Raw genomic sequence first — 15,159 nt, forward strand, 5'->3', positions numbered from 1 at the left:
CGTGCTGCTCGCGATCGATGTCGGCAACACCAACGCCAAATTCGCGCTGTTTCGCGGCACCGAACTGCTGGCGCGCTGGCGGATCGCGACCGACGATCGCCGCACCGCGGACGAATATATGGTCTGGCTCGACCAGCTCCTGCGCATCGAAGGGCACGACCGCGCCGACGTCGACGCGGTGATCATCTCGACCGTGGTGCCGCGCGCGCTTCATAACCTGCGCTTGCTCGCCGACAAATATTTCGGGGTCGAGGCGTTGATCGCGGGCCGCGACCCGGTGAGTTGGGGCATCGCGCTCAAGGTCGACGAGCCGCAGGCGGTGGGCGCAGATCGCGCGTGCAATGCCATTTCGGCGCAGGCGATCGCGCCGGGCAAGGACAAGCTGGTCATCAGCTTCGGGACCGCGACGACCTTCGACCATATCGGCCCCGAGGGCGGCTATCTCGGCGGGATCATCGCGCCGGGGGTCAATCTCTCCCTCGAAGCGCTGGTCGCCGCGGCGGCGAAACTGCCGCGCATCGCGATCGAAGCGCCGGCGAGCGGCAGTGTCATCGGTCGCACGACCGAAAGCCAGATGCTGATCGGGGTCTATTGGGGCTATGTCGCTATGATCGAGGGGCTGATCGCGCGGATGAAGGCCGAGGTCGGCAAGCCGATGACCGTCATCGCGACCGGCGGCCTCGCCACCCTGTTCGAAGAACACGCGCATCTGTTCGACCGCATCGAACCCGATCTGACGTTGAACGGCCTGATGCACCTCTATAACCAGCGGAGCACCGGCCAATGACGAAACCCGGCAAAGAGCTGCTTTTCCTCGCGCTCGGCGGGTCGGGCGAGATCGGCATGAACGCCAATCTCTATGGCTGCGACGGCAAGTGGATCATGCTCGACCTCGGCGTGACCTTCGGCAGCCAGGATTATCCCGGCATCGACATCGTCATGCCCGACCTCGAATTCATCGAGGACCGCAAGAACGATCTGCTCGGCATCGTGCTGACCCACGGGCACGAGGATCATATCGGCGCCATCCCCTATCTCGCCGCCGACCTCGGCGTGCCGCTCTACGCCAACCGCTTCACCGCGGGGCTGATCGCGCACAAGCTGGCCGAAGAGGGGCTGGAGAAAGAGGTCGAGATCAAGGTCGTCGACATCGACGACAGCTTCACCCTCGGCCCCTTCGGTATCCGCCTCGTCCCGCTCGCCCATTCGATCCTGGAAATGAGCGCGGTGGTGATCGATACACCCTATGGCCGCATTTTTCACACCGGCGACTGGAAGCTCGACGAGGAGCCGATCCTCGGCACTCCCGCGACCGCCGCGGCGCTGACCGCGATCGGCGACGAGGGCATCGACGTGCTCGTCTGCGATTCGACCAACGCTTTCAACGCCGAAGCCTCGGGCAGCGAGGGCGCCTTGCGCGCAGGGCTGCAGGCGGCAGTCGGCGCGGCGAAGGGCAGGGTGGTCGTCACCACCTTCGCGTCCAACGCCGCGCGATTGGCGACGCTGGGCGCGGTCGCGAAGGCGACCGGGCGCAGCCTCTGCGTCGCCGGGCGCTCGCTCGACCGCATCCTCGGCGTTGCGCGCTCGGTCGGCTATCTCAAGGATTTTCCGCCGACGGTCGATTTCGACGAGGCGATGCGGCTGCCCCGCGACAAGGTCATGGTGATCGCGACGGGCGGGCAGGGCGAACCGCGCGCCGCGCTCGCGCGCATGGCCGGCGACGTCCACCAGATCAAGCTCGAGGCAGGCGACACCGTCGTCTTCTCGTCGAAACAGATTCCGGGCAACGAGGTCGCGATCGGGCGGATCATGAACCAGCTCGCGGCGAAAGACGTGCTGACGGTCACCGAGAAGCAGGCGCATATCCACGTCAGCGGCCACCCCGGCCAGCCCGAGCTCGCGGCGCTCTATGGCTGGCTGCGGCCGAAGCTCGTCGTGCCGGTGCACGGCGAGATCCGTCATATGCACGAACAGGCGCGCTTCGCGCTCGAAAAGTGCGTTCCCGATGCGCTGGTGCAGGAAAATGGCGACCTCGTCCGTCTCGCGCCGGGGCCGGCGAAAATCCTCGAGCGTGTCCGCTCGGGCCGCCTGATCCTCGACGGCGACGTCATCCTGCCCGCCGACGGCGAGACGATCAACGAGCGCCGGAAGCTCGCGCTCAACGGGCATATCTCGGTCGCCGCGATCTTCTCGGACAACCGGTTCATCGAGAGCGCGATCAGCTACCGCGGGGTCCCGGTCGAGGACGAACGCGAAGCCTTCGTCGATGAAATGCGCGAAGCCGCCGAACAGGCCGCGACCGGTCCCGCGCGCGACCAGGAAAAGCTGCGCGAGGCGATCCGCCTCGGCGTGCGGCGGATCGCGACCGACTGGACCGGGAAAAAGCCCGTCGTCGACGTCATGCTCGTCGATATCTGATCGGGCAGGGGAGCAATCGCAATGAAATGGACCTCGGCGCTCGCCATCTATCTGCTCTTCTGGGCGTTCAGCGCCTTTTTCGTGTTGCCGTTCCACGGCCGCAAGGCCGAGGACGACGCGGTGCCGCTGGTCGAAGGGCAGGAACCGGGCGCTCCCGCGAGCTTTCGTCCGCTACGCATCCTGGCGCAGATGACGATCGTGGCGACGATCGGCTTCGTGATCTATTATGTCGCCTATGTTCGCGGATGGGTCGACCCGGACGTGCTGAGCGGACGGGCGTAGGGCTTCGCCGGAACGCGAGGCGGCCGCCTGGAATCACAACGCCCGGGCCTCGTTCGAGACCCGGGCGCCTGTGACGAACACTCGCCATCCCCCTTTTGCGCAGGCCAGGCGAATGGCCTGCACTCCCTGGCACCGGGCCTTTCGCCGCTTGAACCAGAAGATGATGGGCTACGTCGATCGGGGGGCTTTGTCACCCTCGGCGAGTGCGCAGACGCCGCTTTTGCTTCGCCCTGTGGCCGATGGGCAACAGGTTTTCGCGAATTGTTCGCAACAATGCTGCGCGGGGCGGCCATTGCCAGCGGCGCGGCGCGCCCTTAAAGCGGCCGCATGTGTATCGCCATGCACGCGTTCTGAAGGACCTTTCGACCGATGATCCTGCGTCCTTACGAGCGCACCATCTTCAAACGTTACATGTTGCCGCAGCGGGGCGAGGGGTTCATCTTCGTCGCGGCGGCGTTCAGCTTTATCGCGGTGACGCTGGGCGTCGCGGCGCTGGTGATCGTGATGAGCGTGATGAACGGGGTGCGCGCCGACCTGTTCGACAAGATCGTCGGGCTCAATGGCCATGCGGTGGTGCAGGGCTTCGGCGGGCGGCTCGACGACTGGCAGGACGTTCTGAAACAGGCGCGCGCGACGCCGGGGGTGGTGTCGGCGACCCCGCTGATCGAACAGCCCTTGCTCGCGACCTCGAACGGCCGCGTCGAGGGCATTTTGGCGCGCGGGATGCTGGTGCCCGATATTCGTCGCAACGAGACGCTCAACGGCAAGGTGCTGCAAGGCAGCCTCGACACGCTGACCCCGGGATCGGGCAATGTCGCGATCGGCAGCGAACTGGCGCGCAACCTGGGCGCGCAGGTCGGATCGACGCTGACGATCATCAACCCCGCAGGCCGCTCGACACCCTTTGGCACCGTGCCGCGCGAGATCGGCTATCGCGTGTCGGCGGTGTTCGAGATTGGCGTCTATGACTTCGACAAGGCCTATGTCGTCATGCCGATGGAGGATGCGCAGCTCCTCCTGCTCACCGGCGACCAGATCGGGATGATCGAGATCAAGACCACCGATCCCGACAAGGTGGGGACGATCCTGCAGCCGCTTGCCGAAAAGCTCGCGTCGCAGGCGGTCATTTCCGACTGGCGCTCGATGAATTCCAGTCTGTTCGAGGCGCTGTCGGTCGAGCGGGTCGCGATGTTCGTGATCCTGTCGCTGATCGTGCTCGTCGCGGCGTTCAACATCGTCTCCTCGCTGATCATGCTGGTGCGCGCGAAGACGCGCGACATGGCGATCCTCCGCACGATGGGCGCGCCGCGCGACGCGGTGCTGCGCATCTTCATGGCGATCGGCCTGTCGATCGGCATCGCGGGCACGATCTTCGGCATGGTGATCGGGTTCGGCCTGCTCTATTTCCGCCAGGGCGTGCTGCGCGGTGCCGAGTTCATCACCGGCCAGCCGCTGTGGGATCCCTCGATCCGCTTCCTCTCCGAGCTGCCGTCGAAGCCCGACCCGTTCGAAATCGTCGGCATCGCGGTGATGGCGATCGTCTTCAGCTTCCTCGCGACGCTCTATCCCGCGTTCAAGGCGGCGAATACCGACCCCGTGCAGGTGCTGCGCTATGAGTGACGTCGTGCTCGAACTCGCGGGCCTCAAGCGCAGCTTCACCCAGGGCGAGGTCACGATCGACGTGCTGCGCGGCGTCGATGCGAGCCTGGAGCGCGGCGAGATCGTCGCGCTGCTCGGCCCGTCGGGATCGGGCAAATCGACGATGCTGCAGGCGGTAGGCCTGCTCGAAGGCGGTTTCGGCGGGACGATCCGAATCGACGGCGAGGATGTCACGCGGCTGAGCCAGGGCGAGCGGACGAAGGCGCGGCGCGAGAAGATCGGCTTCGTCTATCAGTTCCACCACCTGCTTCCCGATTTCAACGCGATCGAGAATGTCGTGCTGCCGCAGCTCATCCGCGGCGCGGAACAGGCCGATGCCGAGGAACGCGCCGCCGACCTGCTCGGGCGACTGGGTCTGGCCGAGCGACTGCATCACAAGCCGAGCAAGCTGTCGGGCGGCGAGCAGCAGCGCGTCGCGGTGGCGCGCGCGCTCGCGAACCGGCCGCTGCTGGTGCTCGCCGACGAGCCGACGGGCAACCTTGACGAGGCTACCGCCGACCGGGTGTTCGACCAGTTCGTGAAGCTGGTCCGCGATCACGGCTCGGCGGCGCTCGTCGCGACGCACAATGAACGGCTCGCGGCGAAGATGGACCGCGTGCTGCGCTTGCACGAGGGGCATATCGAGGCGTAGGCTGGCGCCGACAGGAGGGGAGTGACCATGGCGCTTTACGATCTTTCCGCACCGCTGCCCGGCGGCGGCACGCAATCGATGGCGGATTACCGCGGCAAGGTGCTGCTGATCGTCAACACCGCATCGAAATGCGGCTTCACCCCGCAATATGAGGGGCTGGAGGAACTGTATCGCGATTACCAGGATCGCGGGTTCGAGGTGCTGGCCTTTCCGTGCAACCAGTTCGGCGCGCAGGAACCGGGCGATGCCGACGAGATCGCGAACTTCTGTTCGCTCACCTACGACGTGACCTTTCCGGTGATGGCGAAAATCGACGTCAACGGCAGCGACGCCGACCCGATCTTCAAGCATCTGAAGGATGAGAAGTCGGGCCTGCTCGGCAGCGGGATCAAGTGGAATTTCACCAAATTCCTGGTCGACCGCGACGGCAAGGTGATGTCGCGCCACGCGCCGACGACGAAGCCCGAGCAGCTCAGGAAAGAGATAGAGGAATTGCTGGGTTGATCGGGTGAATCCCCTCCTCTTCAGAGGAGGGGTGAGTTGGGTCTTCCCCGAATCGTCCCTTCCGCCTAGCGTCGCCGCCATGGCCTACAGCCCCTTCGTTCCCCTGCGCGTCTTTTCCAGTTTCACCATGCTGGAGGGGGCGATCGAGCCCAAGGCGATTGCGAAAGCCGCGCGCGACCGCGGCTTTCCGGCGATCGCGGTCGCCGACCGCAACGGGCTCTACGGCGTCATGGCGTTCGGCGAGGCGTGCAAGGCAGCGGGGGTGCAGCCGATCATCGGGGCGCTGCTCAGCATCGCGCGGCCGGGGCAGCGATTGGCGAACGGCGCGCCGTTGATCGACTGGATCGCGCTCTATGCGCAGGACGACAAGGGCTATGACAATCTGTGCGCGCTGGTGTCGGCGGCGCACCTCGATCGTCCGGTCGAGCAGGATCCGCACGTCGCGCTGTCGGCGCTCGCCGGGCGGACCGACGGGCTGATCTGCCTGACTGGCGGCGGCGAGGGTGCGCTGGCGCGGCTGCTCGCCGACGAACAGAAAACCGCGGCAGACGATTATGTCGAACAGCTCGAGGCGCTGTTCGGGGACCGGCTTTATATCGAGCTGTCGCGCCGCGGCGACGCGGCCGAGGTGGTGGCCGAAAATGCGCTGATCGACATGGCCTATGCGCGCGCGCTGCCGCTGGTCGCGACCAACCCCGCCAATTTCGTCGAACCGCAGTTCCACCCCGCGCACGATGCGATGCTGTGTATCGCGCAGTCGGCCTATGTCGAGAGCGAGGACCGGCGGGTGTCGAGCCCCGAGGCGTGGCTGAAGCCCGCCGAGGCGATGGAGGATGCCTTTTCGGATCTGCCCGAGGCGATGCGCAACACGCTCGTCATCGCGCAGCGCTGCGCCTTCATGGCGCCCAAGCGCGCGCCGATCCTGCCGAGCCTCGCGGGCGATCGCGAGGGTGAGGCGGCGCAGCTGGCGCGCGACGCGCGCGAGGGACTCGACGCGCGGCTCGCGATCCATCCCGAGCTGACCGACGAAGAGCGGCAGGCTTATGCCGAACGGCTCGATTTCGAAGTTGGCGTCATCACCCAGATGGGGTTTCCGGGCTATTTTCTGATCGTCGCCGATTTTATCAAATGGGCGAAGTCGCACGATATTCCGGTGGGGCCGGGGCGCGGCTCGGGCGCGGGCTCGGTCGTCGCGTGGGCGCTCACCATCACCGATCTCGATCCCCTGAAATTGGGCTTGCTCTTCGAACGATTCCTCAACCCCGAGCGCGTGTCGATGCCCGACTTCGACATCGACTTCTGCGAAACGCGGCGCGGCGAGGTGATCCGCTATGTGCAGGAGAAATATGGCCGCGACACGGTGGCGCAGATCATCACCTTCGGTAAGCTGAAGGCGCGCGCGGTGCTCAAGGACACCGGTCGCGTGCTCCAGATGAGCTATGGCCAGGTCGACCGGCTCGCCAAGCTGGTGCCCAATCATCCGACCGATCCCTGGACGCTCGAACGCGCGCTGAACGGCGTCAGCGAGCTGATGACCGAATATAAGCAGGACGACGGCGTCCGGCGCCTGTTCGACATGGCGCGCCAGCTCGAAGGCTTGCCGCGGCACAGCTCGACCCACGCGGCGGGGGTGGTGATCGGCGATCGGCCGCTCGACCAGCTCGTCCCGCTCTATCGCGACCCGCGTTCCGACATGCCGGTGACCCAGTTCGACATGAAATATGTCGAGAGCGCGGGGCTGGTGAAATTCGACTTCCTGGGCCTCAAGACGCTGTCGGTGCTGAAGGAGGCGCGGCGGCTGCTCGCGCTTCGCGGGGTCGACGTCGATCTCGACCAGCTCGGCTGGGACGATCCGGGGGTTTACGAGCTTCTCCAGCGCGGCGACACGGTCGGGGTGTTCCAGCTCGAATCCGAAGGGATGCGGCGCACGCTGTCGGCGGTGAAGCCGACCAATTTCGGCGACATCATCGCGCTCGTCGCGCTCTATCGCCCGGGGCCGATGGACAATATTCCGCTGTTCGGCGCGCGCAAGAACGGTCGCGAGGCGATCGCCTATCCGCATCCCCTGCTCGAAGGCATCCTCGCCGAAACCTACGGCATCTTCGTCTATCAGGAACAGGTGATGCAGGCGGCGCAGATCCTCGCCGGCTACAGCCTCGGCGGCGCCGATCTCCTGCGCCGCGCTATGGGCAAGAAGATCCAGGCCGAGATGGACGCCCAGCGCGAAACCTTTGTGAAGGGTTGCGGCGAACATAATGGAATCGATGCGAAAAAGGCGAACGAACTGTTCGACTTGATCGACAAGTTCGCGGGCTATGGTTTCAACAAGAGCCACGCCGCGGCCTATGCCCTGCTCGCCTATCAGACGGCATGGCTGAAGGCGCATCATCCGCACGAATTCTTCGCCGCGTCGATGTCGTTCGACAGCCACCAGACTGACAAATTGTCGATCTTCATCGATGATATGCGGCGGCTCGACATCGCGGTCGCGCCGCCCTCGGTGAATGAGAGCGAAGCCGATTTCTCGGTCGGACGCACCGATGAGGGGCTCGCGGTGCGCTATGCGCTGGGCGCGCTCAAGGGGGTCGGCGAGCGGGCGATGGAGGAACTGGTGGCCGAGCGGCGGGCGCGCGGCGATTTCGCGAGTCTCGACGATTTCGCGGGCCGCATCGACCCCAAGCTGCTCAATCGCCGGCAGATCGAGGCGCTGGCGGGGGCGGGCGCGTTCGACGGCATCGAACCCGACCGCCCGCGCGCCTTCGCGGGCGCCGAAGCGCTGCTCGCCTGCGCCAACGCCTCGGCGCACGAGCGCTCGACGGGGCAGGGTGGGCTGTTCGGCGGCGACGTCGACCTCGCGCCGGTGCTCCAGCTTCCCGCTGCCGAACCCTGGACGCTCGCCGAGCGGATGGGGAAGGAAAAGGACGCTTTCGGCTTCTATTTCTCGGCGCATCCGGTCGAGCAATATGAGGCGATCGTCGCGGCGCGCGGCGCGCGCACCTATGGCGATATCTGCGAGACGGTCGAAATGACGCCCGGGACGCGGATTCCGATGACGATGGCGGCGATGGTCGAAAGCGCGCGCCCGCGCGTGTCGCAGCGCGGCAATCGCTTTCTCAACCTGACATTGTCCGATCGCAGCGGTCAGTTCCAGTCGAGCTGTTTCGACGAGCAGGCGGGCAAGACACTGGAATCGCTCGCCGCCGACGGCGGCTGCGCGCTGTTGTCGGTCGAACTTGACCTGCTCGAAGGCGAGGAAACACCGCGTGTCACCGTGCGCGGCGCGCAGTCGCTCGCGGATATCGCGGCGACCGCGGCGCTGCAACTGACCTGCCGCGTCGAACTGGCGAGCGCGATCGACGATATGGTGCGGATATGCGAACGGCGCGACGATGCGCGCGGGCGGATCGTCATCACCACCGACGATCCGCTCACCGGCAATCCGGTGCGGGTCAGCCTCGGCCGGAATTTCGCGCTCGGCCCCGATGTCGTCGCGCGGCTCGAGCTGGTGGGCGGCGTCGCCGAACCGTCGCTGTCGCTCTTCACACCGCGCGATTTCCGGGCGCGCGGCTGACCCTGCGCGCCCTCGCGCGTCACAACGGCCCTCTTTGCGTGCGCTTGACGCTTGCACGGCGCGCAATCGCGCTTATCCCTTATGCAACAGCAATAAGAGGATGCCGATTATGGGAATGCAAGGCCAGCCGCTTCTCGTCACCAGCCTGATCGACCACGCCGCGCGCGAGCATGCGGGACGCGAGATCGTTTCGCGCTGGGCCGACGGCAGCGTGACCCGCTCGACCTGGGGCGAGGTGGGGGCCGATGCGCGCCGCTTCGCCTCGGCGCTGACCGGGCTCGGCATGACGAAGGGTGACCGGATCGCGACGCTGGCGATGAACCACGGCCATCATCTCGTCAGCTGGTACGGCACCGCGGGGATGGGCGGCGTGCTGCATACCGTGAACCCGCGGCTGTTCGACGAGCAGCTCATCTACATCATCAATCATGCCGGGGACCGGGTGCTGTTCTTCGACGCGGCTTTCCTGCCGATCGTCGAGCGGCTGCGGCCCGAATTGAAGAGCGTCGAACATTTCATCCTGTTCGACGCGCCGGCCCAGGACGGCTATCTCTCCTACCACGACCTGATCGCTGGCGGGGACGCGGCGTTCGCCTGGGTCGACCTCGACGAGCGCGACCCGGTGGGGCTCTGCTATACCAGCGGCACCACCGGCAATCCCAAGGGCGTGCTCTACGAGCACCGCTCCAACGTCATTCACGCGGTCACCGAGATCCAGCCCGATGCGTTCAACCTGTCGAACCGCAGCGTGGTTCTGCCGATCGTGCCGATGTTCCATGCCAACAGCTGGGGCATTCCTTTCGCCGCGGCGACGGTGGGAGCGAAAATGGTGTTTTCGGCGACCAACGACGCGCAGTTGCTGTGCGAGCTGATGCACGGCGAAGGCGTCACGCACAGCGCGGGGGTGCCCACGGTGTGGCTCGCCATGTTCGCGCACATGGACGCGACGGGCATCGATTATGGCGTGCTACAGCACGTCATCATCGGCGGATCGGCGGCGCCGCGCGCGATGATCGAGCGTTTCATGAAGGCGGGCGTCTATGTCGGGCACGCCTGGGGGATGACCGAAACCAGCCCGATCGGAACGATGGGCCGGCGTCCGTGGAATTGGGACGAACTGAGCTTTGACGAGCAGGTCGATGTCATCTGCCGCCAGGGTTGCCCGCCGTTCGGGGTCGAGCTGCGGATCGTCGACGATGCGGACAAGGTCCTGCCGCGCGACGGGCAGACGAGCGGGCGGCTCCAGATTCGCGGGCCGTGGATCATTCGGCGCTATTTCCGGGGCGAAACCGATGCCGCCGATGCCGAGGGCTGGTTCGACACCGGCGACGTCGCGGTGATCCATCCCGACGGGGTCATGCAGATCACCGACCGCGCCAAGGACGTCATCAAGTCGGGCGGCGAATGGATCAGCTCGATCGAACTCGAAAACGCCGCGGTCGGCGCGCCAGGGGTGCAGGAGGCCGCGGCGGTCGGCGTCTATCACCCCAAATGGGACGAGCGGCCGATCCTGCTGATCGTGCGCAAGCCGGGCTCCGACGCGAGCGAAGCGAGCATCGTCGGCTATCTGAAGGACAAGGTCGCCAAATGGTGGCTGCCCGACGAGATCGTCTTCGTCGACGAGCTTCCCCACACCGCCACCGGCAAGATTTTGAAGCGCCAGCTTCGCGACGATTACAAGGATTACAAGCTGAAGTCGCTGGCGGAGGCGTGACCGGATCGCCGCCGGGCGACGGCGTCTAGAACAGCTCCATCTGTCCGTCCCTTTCGGGCGGCCTGAACAGGTCGCTGCGGATCGGCGGGAAGCTCCGGTCCATGCCGTGCTCGCGCGCGGCGCGCTTGACGCGCTGGCGGATCAACTGCGGCCAGATGCCGCGCCCCTTCATGCGGCTGTAGAAGCCGGGGTCGTTGTCGCGGCCGCCACGAATGTCCTGGACCATGTGCATGACCTTGTCGGCGCGGTCGGGGTAATGGGCGGCGAGCCATGCGCGAAAGAGGGGCGCGACCTCGAAGGGCAGGCGCATCAATATGTAGGAGGCACGGATCGCCCCGGCTTCGGCGGCGGCGGCCATGATCGCCTCGATTTCGTGATCGGTGATCGCGGGGATGATCGGCGAGATGTTGACCTGCGTCGGCACGCCCGCGTCGATCAGCGCGCGGATGGCCGCGAGACGCCGCCGCGGATGCGGCGCGCGCGGTTCGAGGGTGCGGGCGATCTTGGGGTCCAGCGTCGTTACCGAAATGGCGACGCCGACGAGATCGTCCTTCGCCATCTGCGCGAGCAGGTCGATGTCGCGAAGCAGCCGGTCGGACTTGGTGGTGATCAGCAGCGGATGCCGCGTTTCGGCGAGCACCTCGACGACCGACCGGGTGATGCGCCATTCGCGCTCGATCGGCTGATATCCGTCGGTGTTGGTCCCGATCGCGAGCGGCGCGGCCTTGTAATTGCGCTTTGCCAGTTCCTGCCGCAGCAGCCTGGCCGCATCGGGCTTGGCGAACAGCCTGCTCTCGAAATCGAGGCCGGGCGAAAGATCGTGGAAAGCGTGGGTCGGGCGCGCGAAGCAATAGATGCAGCCATGCTCGCAGCCGCGATAGGGGTTGATCGAGCGGTCGAATCCGATGTCGGGAGAGGCGTTGCGGGCGATGATCGTTTTTGGATGCTCGACCGTCACTGTGGAGCGCAGTCGCGGCGGCATGCCGTCGATATCCTCCGCCGCATCGAGCCAGTCGCCGTCGGCCTCGCGGTCGAGCGAGCCCGTGCGAACGGGACGCGGATTCGCCGGCGCGCCGCGGCCGGCGATGGGAGGCAGGGGCTTTGTGGGCACCGGCCAAAGCTATCGCAAGAATGAGAACAAATAAAGAACAAACGACAGAAGGCTTGCGTTCGTCGCCATGCCGGACGCGATCCGGCACCCATTTGACGGCGGTAATTGATGGACCCCGGATCGAGCCCGGGGCGACGAAAAGGAGAGAAGCTGGCCTATTCCATCAATCGCGGCATCAGCTCGACGAAGTTGCAGGGCTTGTGCCGGCTATCGAGCTGGGTCGACAATATGCCCTCCCACGCGTCCTTCACCGCGCCCGTCGATCCGGGCAGCGCGAAGATATAGGTTCCGCGCGCGACGACCGCGCAGGCGCGTGACTGGATCGTCGAGGTGCCGATTGTCTGATAGCTGAGCCAGCGGAACAACTCGCCGAAGCCGGGGATGTCCTTGCCATCGAGGCGGCGTAGCGCCTCGGGCGTCACGTCGCGGCCGGTGAGACCGGTGCCGCCGGTGGTGATCACGACGTCGACTTCGGGATCGTCGATCCAGTTGTGGAGGCGCGAGACGATCAGGTCGGCCTCGTCGCGAATGATCGCGCGCGCGGCGAGCACATGTCCTGCGCTGGACAGCAATTCCTCGAGCGTGTCGCCCGATCGGTCCTCCGCCGCGCTGCGGCTGTCCGAAATCGTCAGGATCGCGATGCGAACGGGCTTGAAAGGCAGGGCCGGGTCAATCGGCATCGGCAAGGCCGCCGGCCCAGGTCAGCCGGATGCGATCCTTTCCGTCGGGAAAGCGCGGCCATTTGCCCTGCGCGAGCGCGGCGCGGCTGACCGATGGCTTGCCCTGCTGCGCCTCGTACATCCAGTAGTTGCGCAGCACCGTGCCGACATAGCCGCGCGTTTCCCAATAGGGGATCGATTCCATGTAAAGCAGAGGATCGCCCTGATCGCGGATCTCGGTCTGCCAGCGCGCGACGGGCGCGGGACCGGCGTTATAGGCGGCGATGACCTTGGGCAGCAGCCCGCCGGTCGAGGCGTCGCGGCTCAGATACTGAAGGTAGCGCTGGCCGAGGTCCATGTTGACCGACGGGGTCTTGAGATCGGCGAGCGCGGCCTTGATCTTGTCGCCGTCCCAGCGGGCGATATCGCCCGCGGTGCCGGGGCGTACCTGCATCAGCCCATAGGCGCCGGCCGGGCTGACGACGGCGCGGCGGAAGCGCGATTCCTGCAGCGTATGGGCAAAGACCAGCGCCGGATCTACCTTCCAGCCGCCATTGGGTTCCCACTTGGGCTGCGGATAGCGCGTCGACGCGGCGAGCTTGCGGCCCTGCGGCGTGTTGTGCGCGAGCCAGAGCTGGGTTTCGGGCAGGCTCAATGCTTCCGCCATGCCGATCAATTGCTCGTGCTGGCGCGGATCGCCGACTTGCGCCTGGCGGCGCAGAGCCTCGCCCGCATAATTGTCCTCGCCGATCTCGGTGAGCGCTATCGCGGCACGGACATTGGGCTGCTTTTCGAGCGCGCGCCAGGCGCTGCGATCGGGGCGCAGGCTTTCGCGCTGGCTCGCGGCTTCCTGGCCCAGCGTTTCCTTGGCGAGCAGGCCGTAGAAGGTCTCCTGGTTCGCGGCGGCGGCGCGCAGCCGCGGCTGGACCAGTTCGGGCCGGGCGGACGCGATCGCGGCGCGCGCCGACCAATAGTAACCGGCAGCGCGCAGTTCGCTGTCGGGGGCTTCCTTCGCGACGCGGTCGAAGGCGGTGAGCGCGGTGGCATAATCGTGCATGCGCCACGACGCGAGCCCGCGCACCCAGGCGCCCTGCGTCGACCAGGCGCTCTGCCCGCCGGTGCAATCGGTCGCCATGCGCAGCGCATTCGCGTCGTCATTCTCGATATAATAGGACCAGGCGACCTTCTGCCGCCATTCGTCGCGCGCCTCGGGGCTGAGCTTGTCGATCACCGCGTTGAGCAGCGCCTCTGCGCCCGCGGGGTCGTCGTTCTTGATGCGTTCGGGGATGCTGGTCGCGAGGCCCGCCGCGAACGGATCGCTGACCGAATCGGCGCCGAGGCGGCGCGGCGCGCTGCCCGACCAGGAGAGGGTGGTTTCGGCGGGGAGGGTCGGCAGATCGGTCGCGCCGCGCCGGGTCGCGAGCCGGCCGAGCTGCGCCGCCTGCGGCAGCCACGGCGAGCGCGAGAGGATCGGCATGATGTCGGTGATTTCGGCGCGCGGGCTATTCGCGGCGAGCCAATATTCGGCGCGCAGGAAATCGTCGAGCGGGCCGTCCCTGGCGTCGGCGAGCAAGGATTTCGCGTCGGCCCAGCGCTGGCCGCGGATCGCCGCGAGAACCTGCGAATAATATTGCTTCTGCTTCGACGACAGGATGTCGGGCACCGTCTGCGGCGCGCCGACCATGCCGGGGCCGCCGGCATCGGTCGCCATCGCGGGCGAAGCGGCCGCCGCGGCGGCGAGAAGGAGCGGAGCGGCGAAAGCCGCGATCGAAGTCTTCATCTGTCAACGTCCCCGGTTGAACAGTTTGAGGCTATCCCACGCGGCCGCCTTGTGGGCCGGACGGGTCAGCAGCATCGCCGGATGCGCGATGGCTGCCGCCGCCACCCTGCCGCCCGAATGGTTAACATCGAGTAACCTTCCGCGTGCATCGGGGAGCGCGAGGTTCGCCGCCATCCGCACGATGTCGCTTCCGATCAGCAGCAGCTTGCCGGGACCGGCGAGCTTCAGATGATGCGACAGCAGCCGTTCGAGTTCGCCGGCGTCGCGCGCGTCGCAGCGTCCGCCCGGGGGTCGCGTGACCGCGAGGCTGGCGAGATAGCAGTCGGCGCGCGTGGTGCCGATCGCCTGCAGCATCGCGTCGAGCAGCTTGCCGGCCGCACCGCTGAACAATTCGCCGTCGCGCTGGTCGTCGATCTCGGGCCAGGCGGTCAGCAGCATCAACGGCGCGCCGCGCGCACCGACGGGCAGGACGCGGCGCGCGTCCCATTGGCTGCCCGGCACGTCGGGATGGTCCGCAAGCCATGACTGGAAGCCGTCCCAATCGTCGGGAAAGGCGACAGGGCCCTTGGCCGCCGGAACGTCTTCGTCCGCGGCGCGACGCTGGAGCGCGGCGGGCAAGGGCGGAGGTTCCGCTTCGGCGGCGATCACGGGTCGGGGCTTGGGCGCCGGATCGTTCGCGGGCGGCGCGACAAGCCAGCCCGCAGGCGTTTCGCCGACGAGCGCGTCGACCCCCGCCAGCGACCACCAGTCGCAGATGCTTTCCGCCAGCAAGACCGATTTCTGCCCACCCATGAATTTGTTTCAAACAGGCAGTTGACGGACGCGTCAAT

12 protein-coding genes are annotated in these 15,159 nt (G+C 66.7%); 8 read left to right on the top strand and 4 right to left on the bottom strand.

What is annotated here, in order from left to right; translation table 11 throughout:
* Position 1: 1 nt before the first annotated feature.
* The 8 genes from CD928_RS02720 to CD928_RS02755 all read left to right on the top strand — a co-directional run bounded on the left by CD928_RS02720 (position 2) and on the right by CD928_RS02755 (position 10,779).
* The gene (locus CD928_RS02720) at positions 2-787 is read left to right on the top strand and encodes a type III pantothenate kinase (RefSeq protein WP_095384507.1); all 786 of its coding nucleotides are present in this window, start codon (positions 2-4) and stop codon (positions 785-787) included.
* Positions 784-2,418 carry a ribonuclease J gene (locus tag CD928_RS02725; protein WP_095384511.1) on the top strand — a complete coding sequence of 545 codons (1,635 nt, stop codon included), beginning with the start codon at positions 784-786 and terminating at the stop codon, positions 2,416-2,418. The genes CD928_RS02720 and CD928_RS02725 overlap by 4 nt, the downstream gene beginning before the upstream one ends.
* A gap of 21 nt (positions 2,419-2,439) precedes the next feature.
* The gene (locus CD928_RS02730; RefSeq protein WP_095384514.1) at positions 2,440-2,700 is read left to right on the top strand and encodes a DUF1467 family protein; all 261 of its coding nucleotides are present in this window, start codon (positions 2,440-2,442) and stop codon (positions 2,698-2,700) included.
* Between the two features lie 369 nt (positions 2,701-3,069).
* Complete coding sequence (locus tag CD928_RS02735; RefSeq protein WP_095384516.1) at positions 3,070-4,320, top strand: lipoprotein-releasing ABC transporter permease subunit; 1,251 nt, start codon at positions 3,070-3,072, stop codon at positions 4,318-4,320.
* Positions 4,313-4,990, top strand: a complete 678-nt coding sequence (locus tag CD928_RS02740) for an ABC transporter ATP-binding protein (protein ID WP_095384518.1) — start codon at positions 4,313-4,315, stop codon at positions 4,988-4,990. The genes CD928_RS02735 and CD928_RS02740 overlap by 8 nt, the downstream gene beginning before the upstream one ends.
* 27 nt (positions 4,991-5,017) lie before the next feature.
* Entirely contained in the window at positions 5,018-5,494 is a 477-nt protein-coding gene (locus CD928_RS02745; protein ID WP_095384519.1) for a glutathione peroxidase, read from the top strand.
* Between the two features lie 79 nt (positions 5,495-5,573).
* Positions 5,574-9,065, top strand: coding sequence for a DNA polymerase III subunit alpha (gene dnaE, locus CD928_RS02750; protein ID WP_095384520.1), 3,492 nt, complete (start codon positions 5,574-5,576; stop codon positions 9,063-9,065).
* 109 nt (positions 9,066-9,174) lie between these two features.
* A complete protein-coding gene (locus CD928_RS02755; RefSeq protein ID WP_095385198.1) occupies positions 9,175-10,779 on the top strand; it encodes a long-chain fatty acid--CoA ligase in 1,605 nt (534 codons plus the stop codon).
* Positions 10,780-10,804: 25 nt separating this feature from the next.
* Here the strand turns inward: CD928_RS02755 and CD928_RS02760 are convergent, their stop codons facing one another.
* The 4 genes from CD928_RS02760 to CD928_RS02775 all read right to left on the bottom strand — a co-directional run bounded on the left by CD928_RS02760 (position 10,805) and on the right by CD928_RS02775 (position 15,121).
* Complete coding sequence (locus tag CD928_RS02760; RefSeq protein WP_141237076.1) at positions 10,805-11,866, bottom strand: PA0069 family radical SAM protein; 1,062 nt, start codon at positions 11,864-11,866, stop codon at positions 10,805-10,807.
* A 179-nt stretch (positions 11,867-12,045) separates the two neighbouring features.
* The gene (moaB, locus tag CD928_RS02765; RefSeq protein ID WP_095385204.1) at positions 12,046-12,570 is read right to left on the bottom strand and encodes a molybdenum cofactor biosynthesis protein B; all 525 of its coding nucleotides are present in this window, start codon (positions 12,568-12,570) and stop codon (positions 12,046-12,048) included.
* The gene (locus CD928_RS02770) at positions 12,560-14,329 is read right to left on the bottom strand and encodes a lytic transglycosylase domain-containing protein (protein WP_095384521.1); all 1,770 of its coding nucleotides are present in this window, start codon (positions 14,327-14,329) and stop codon (positions 12,560-12,562) included. The genes moaB and CD928_RS02770 overlap by 11 nt, the downstream gene beginning before the upstream one ends.
* 3 nt (positions 14,330-14,332) lie before the next feature.
* Complete coding sequence (locus CD928_RS02775) at positions 14,333-15,121, bottom strand: uracil-DNA glycosylase family protein (RefSeq protein WP_095384522.1); 789 nt, start codon at positions 15,119-15,121, stop codon at positions 14,333-14,335.
* Between the last annotated feature and the right edge of the window lie 38 nt (positions 15,122-15,159).

Source organism: Sphingopyxis sp. GW247-27LB, assembly GCF_002277025.1.
Lineage (GTDB): Bacteria > Pseudomonadota > Alphaproteobacteria > Sphingomonadales > Sphingomonadaceae > Sphingopyxis.

What these genes read in the sequence shown, in the direction of transcription:
- CD928_RS02725 (WP_095384511.1), top strand. Translation starts at nt 784, where the DNA reads ATGACGAAACCCGGCAAAGAGCTGCTTTTCCTCGCGCTCGGCGGGTCG.
- CD928_RS02730 (WP_095384514.1), top strand. Translation starts at nt 2,440, where the DNA reads ATGAAATGGACCTCGGCGCTCGCCATCTATCTGCTCTTCTGGGCGTTC.
- CD928_RS02735 (WP_095384516.1), top strand. Translation starts at nt 3,070, where the DNA reads ATGATCCTGCGTCCTTACGAGCGCACCATCTTCAAACGTTACATGTTG.
- CD928_RS02740 (WP_095384518.1), top strand. Translation starts at nt 4,313, where the DNA reads ATGAGTGACGTCGTGCTCGAACTCGCGGGCCTCAAGCGCAGCTTCACC.
- CD928_RS02745 (WP_095384519.1), top strand. Translation starts at nt 5,018, where the DNA reads ATGGCGCTTTACGATCTTTCCGCACCGCTGCCCGGCGGCGGCACGCAA.
- dnaE (WP_095384520.1), top strand. Translation starts at nt 5,574, where the DNA reads ATGGCCTACAGCCCCTTCGTTCCCCTGCGCGTCTTTTCCAGTTTCACC.
- CD928_RS02755 (WP_095385198.1), top strand. Translation starts at nt 9,175, where the DNA reads ATGGGAATGCAAGGCCAGCCGCTTCTCGTCACCAGCCTGATCGACCAC.
- moaB (WP_095385204.1), bottom strand. Translation starts at nt 12,570, where the DNA reads ATGCCGATTGACCCGGCCCTGCCTTTCAAGCCCGTTCGCATCGCGATC.
- CD928_RS02770 (WP_095384521.1), bottom strand. Translation starts at nt 14,329, where the DNA reads ATGAAGACTTCGATCGCGGCTTTCGCCGCTCCGCTCCTTCTCGCCGCC.
- CD928_RS02775 (WP_095384522.1), bottom strand. Translation starts at nt 15,121, where the DNA reads ATGGGTGGGCAGAAATCGGTCTTGCTGGCGGAAAGCATCTGCGACTGG.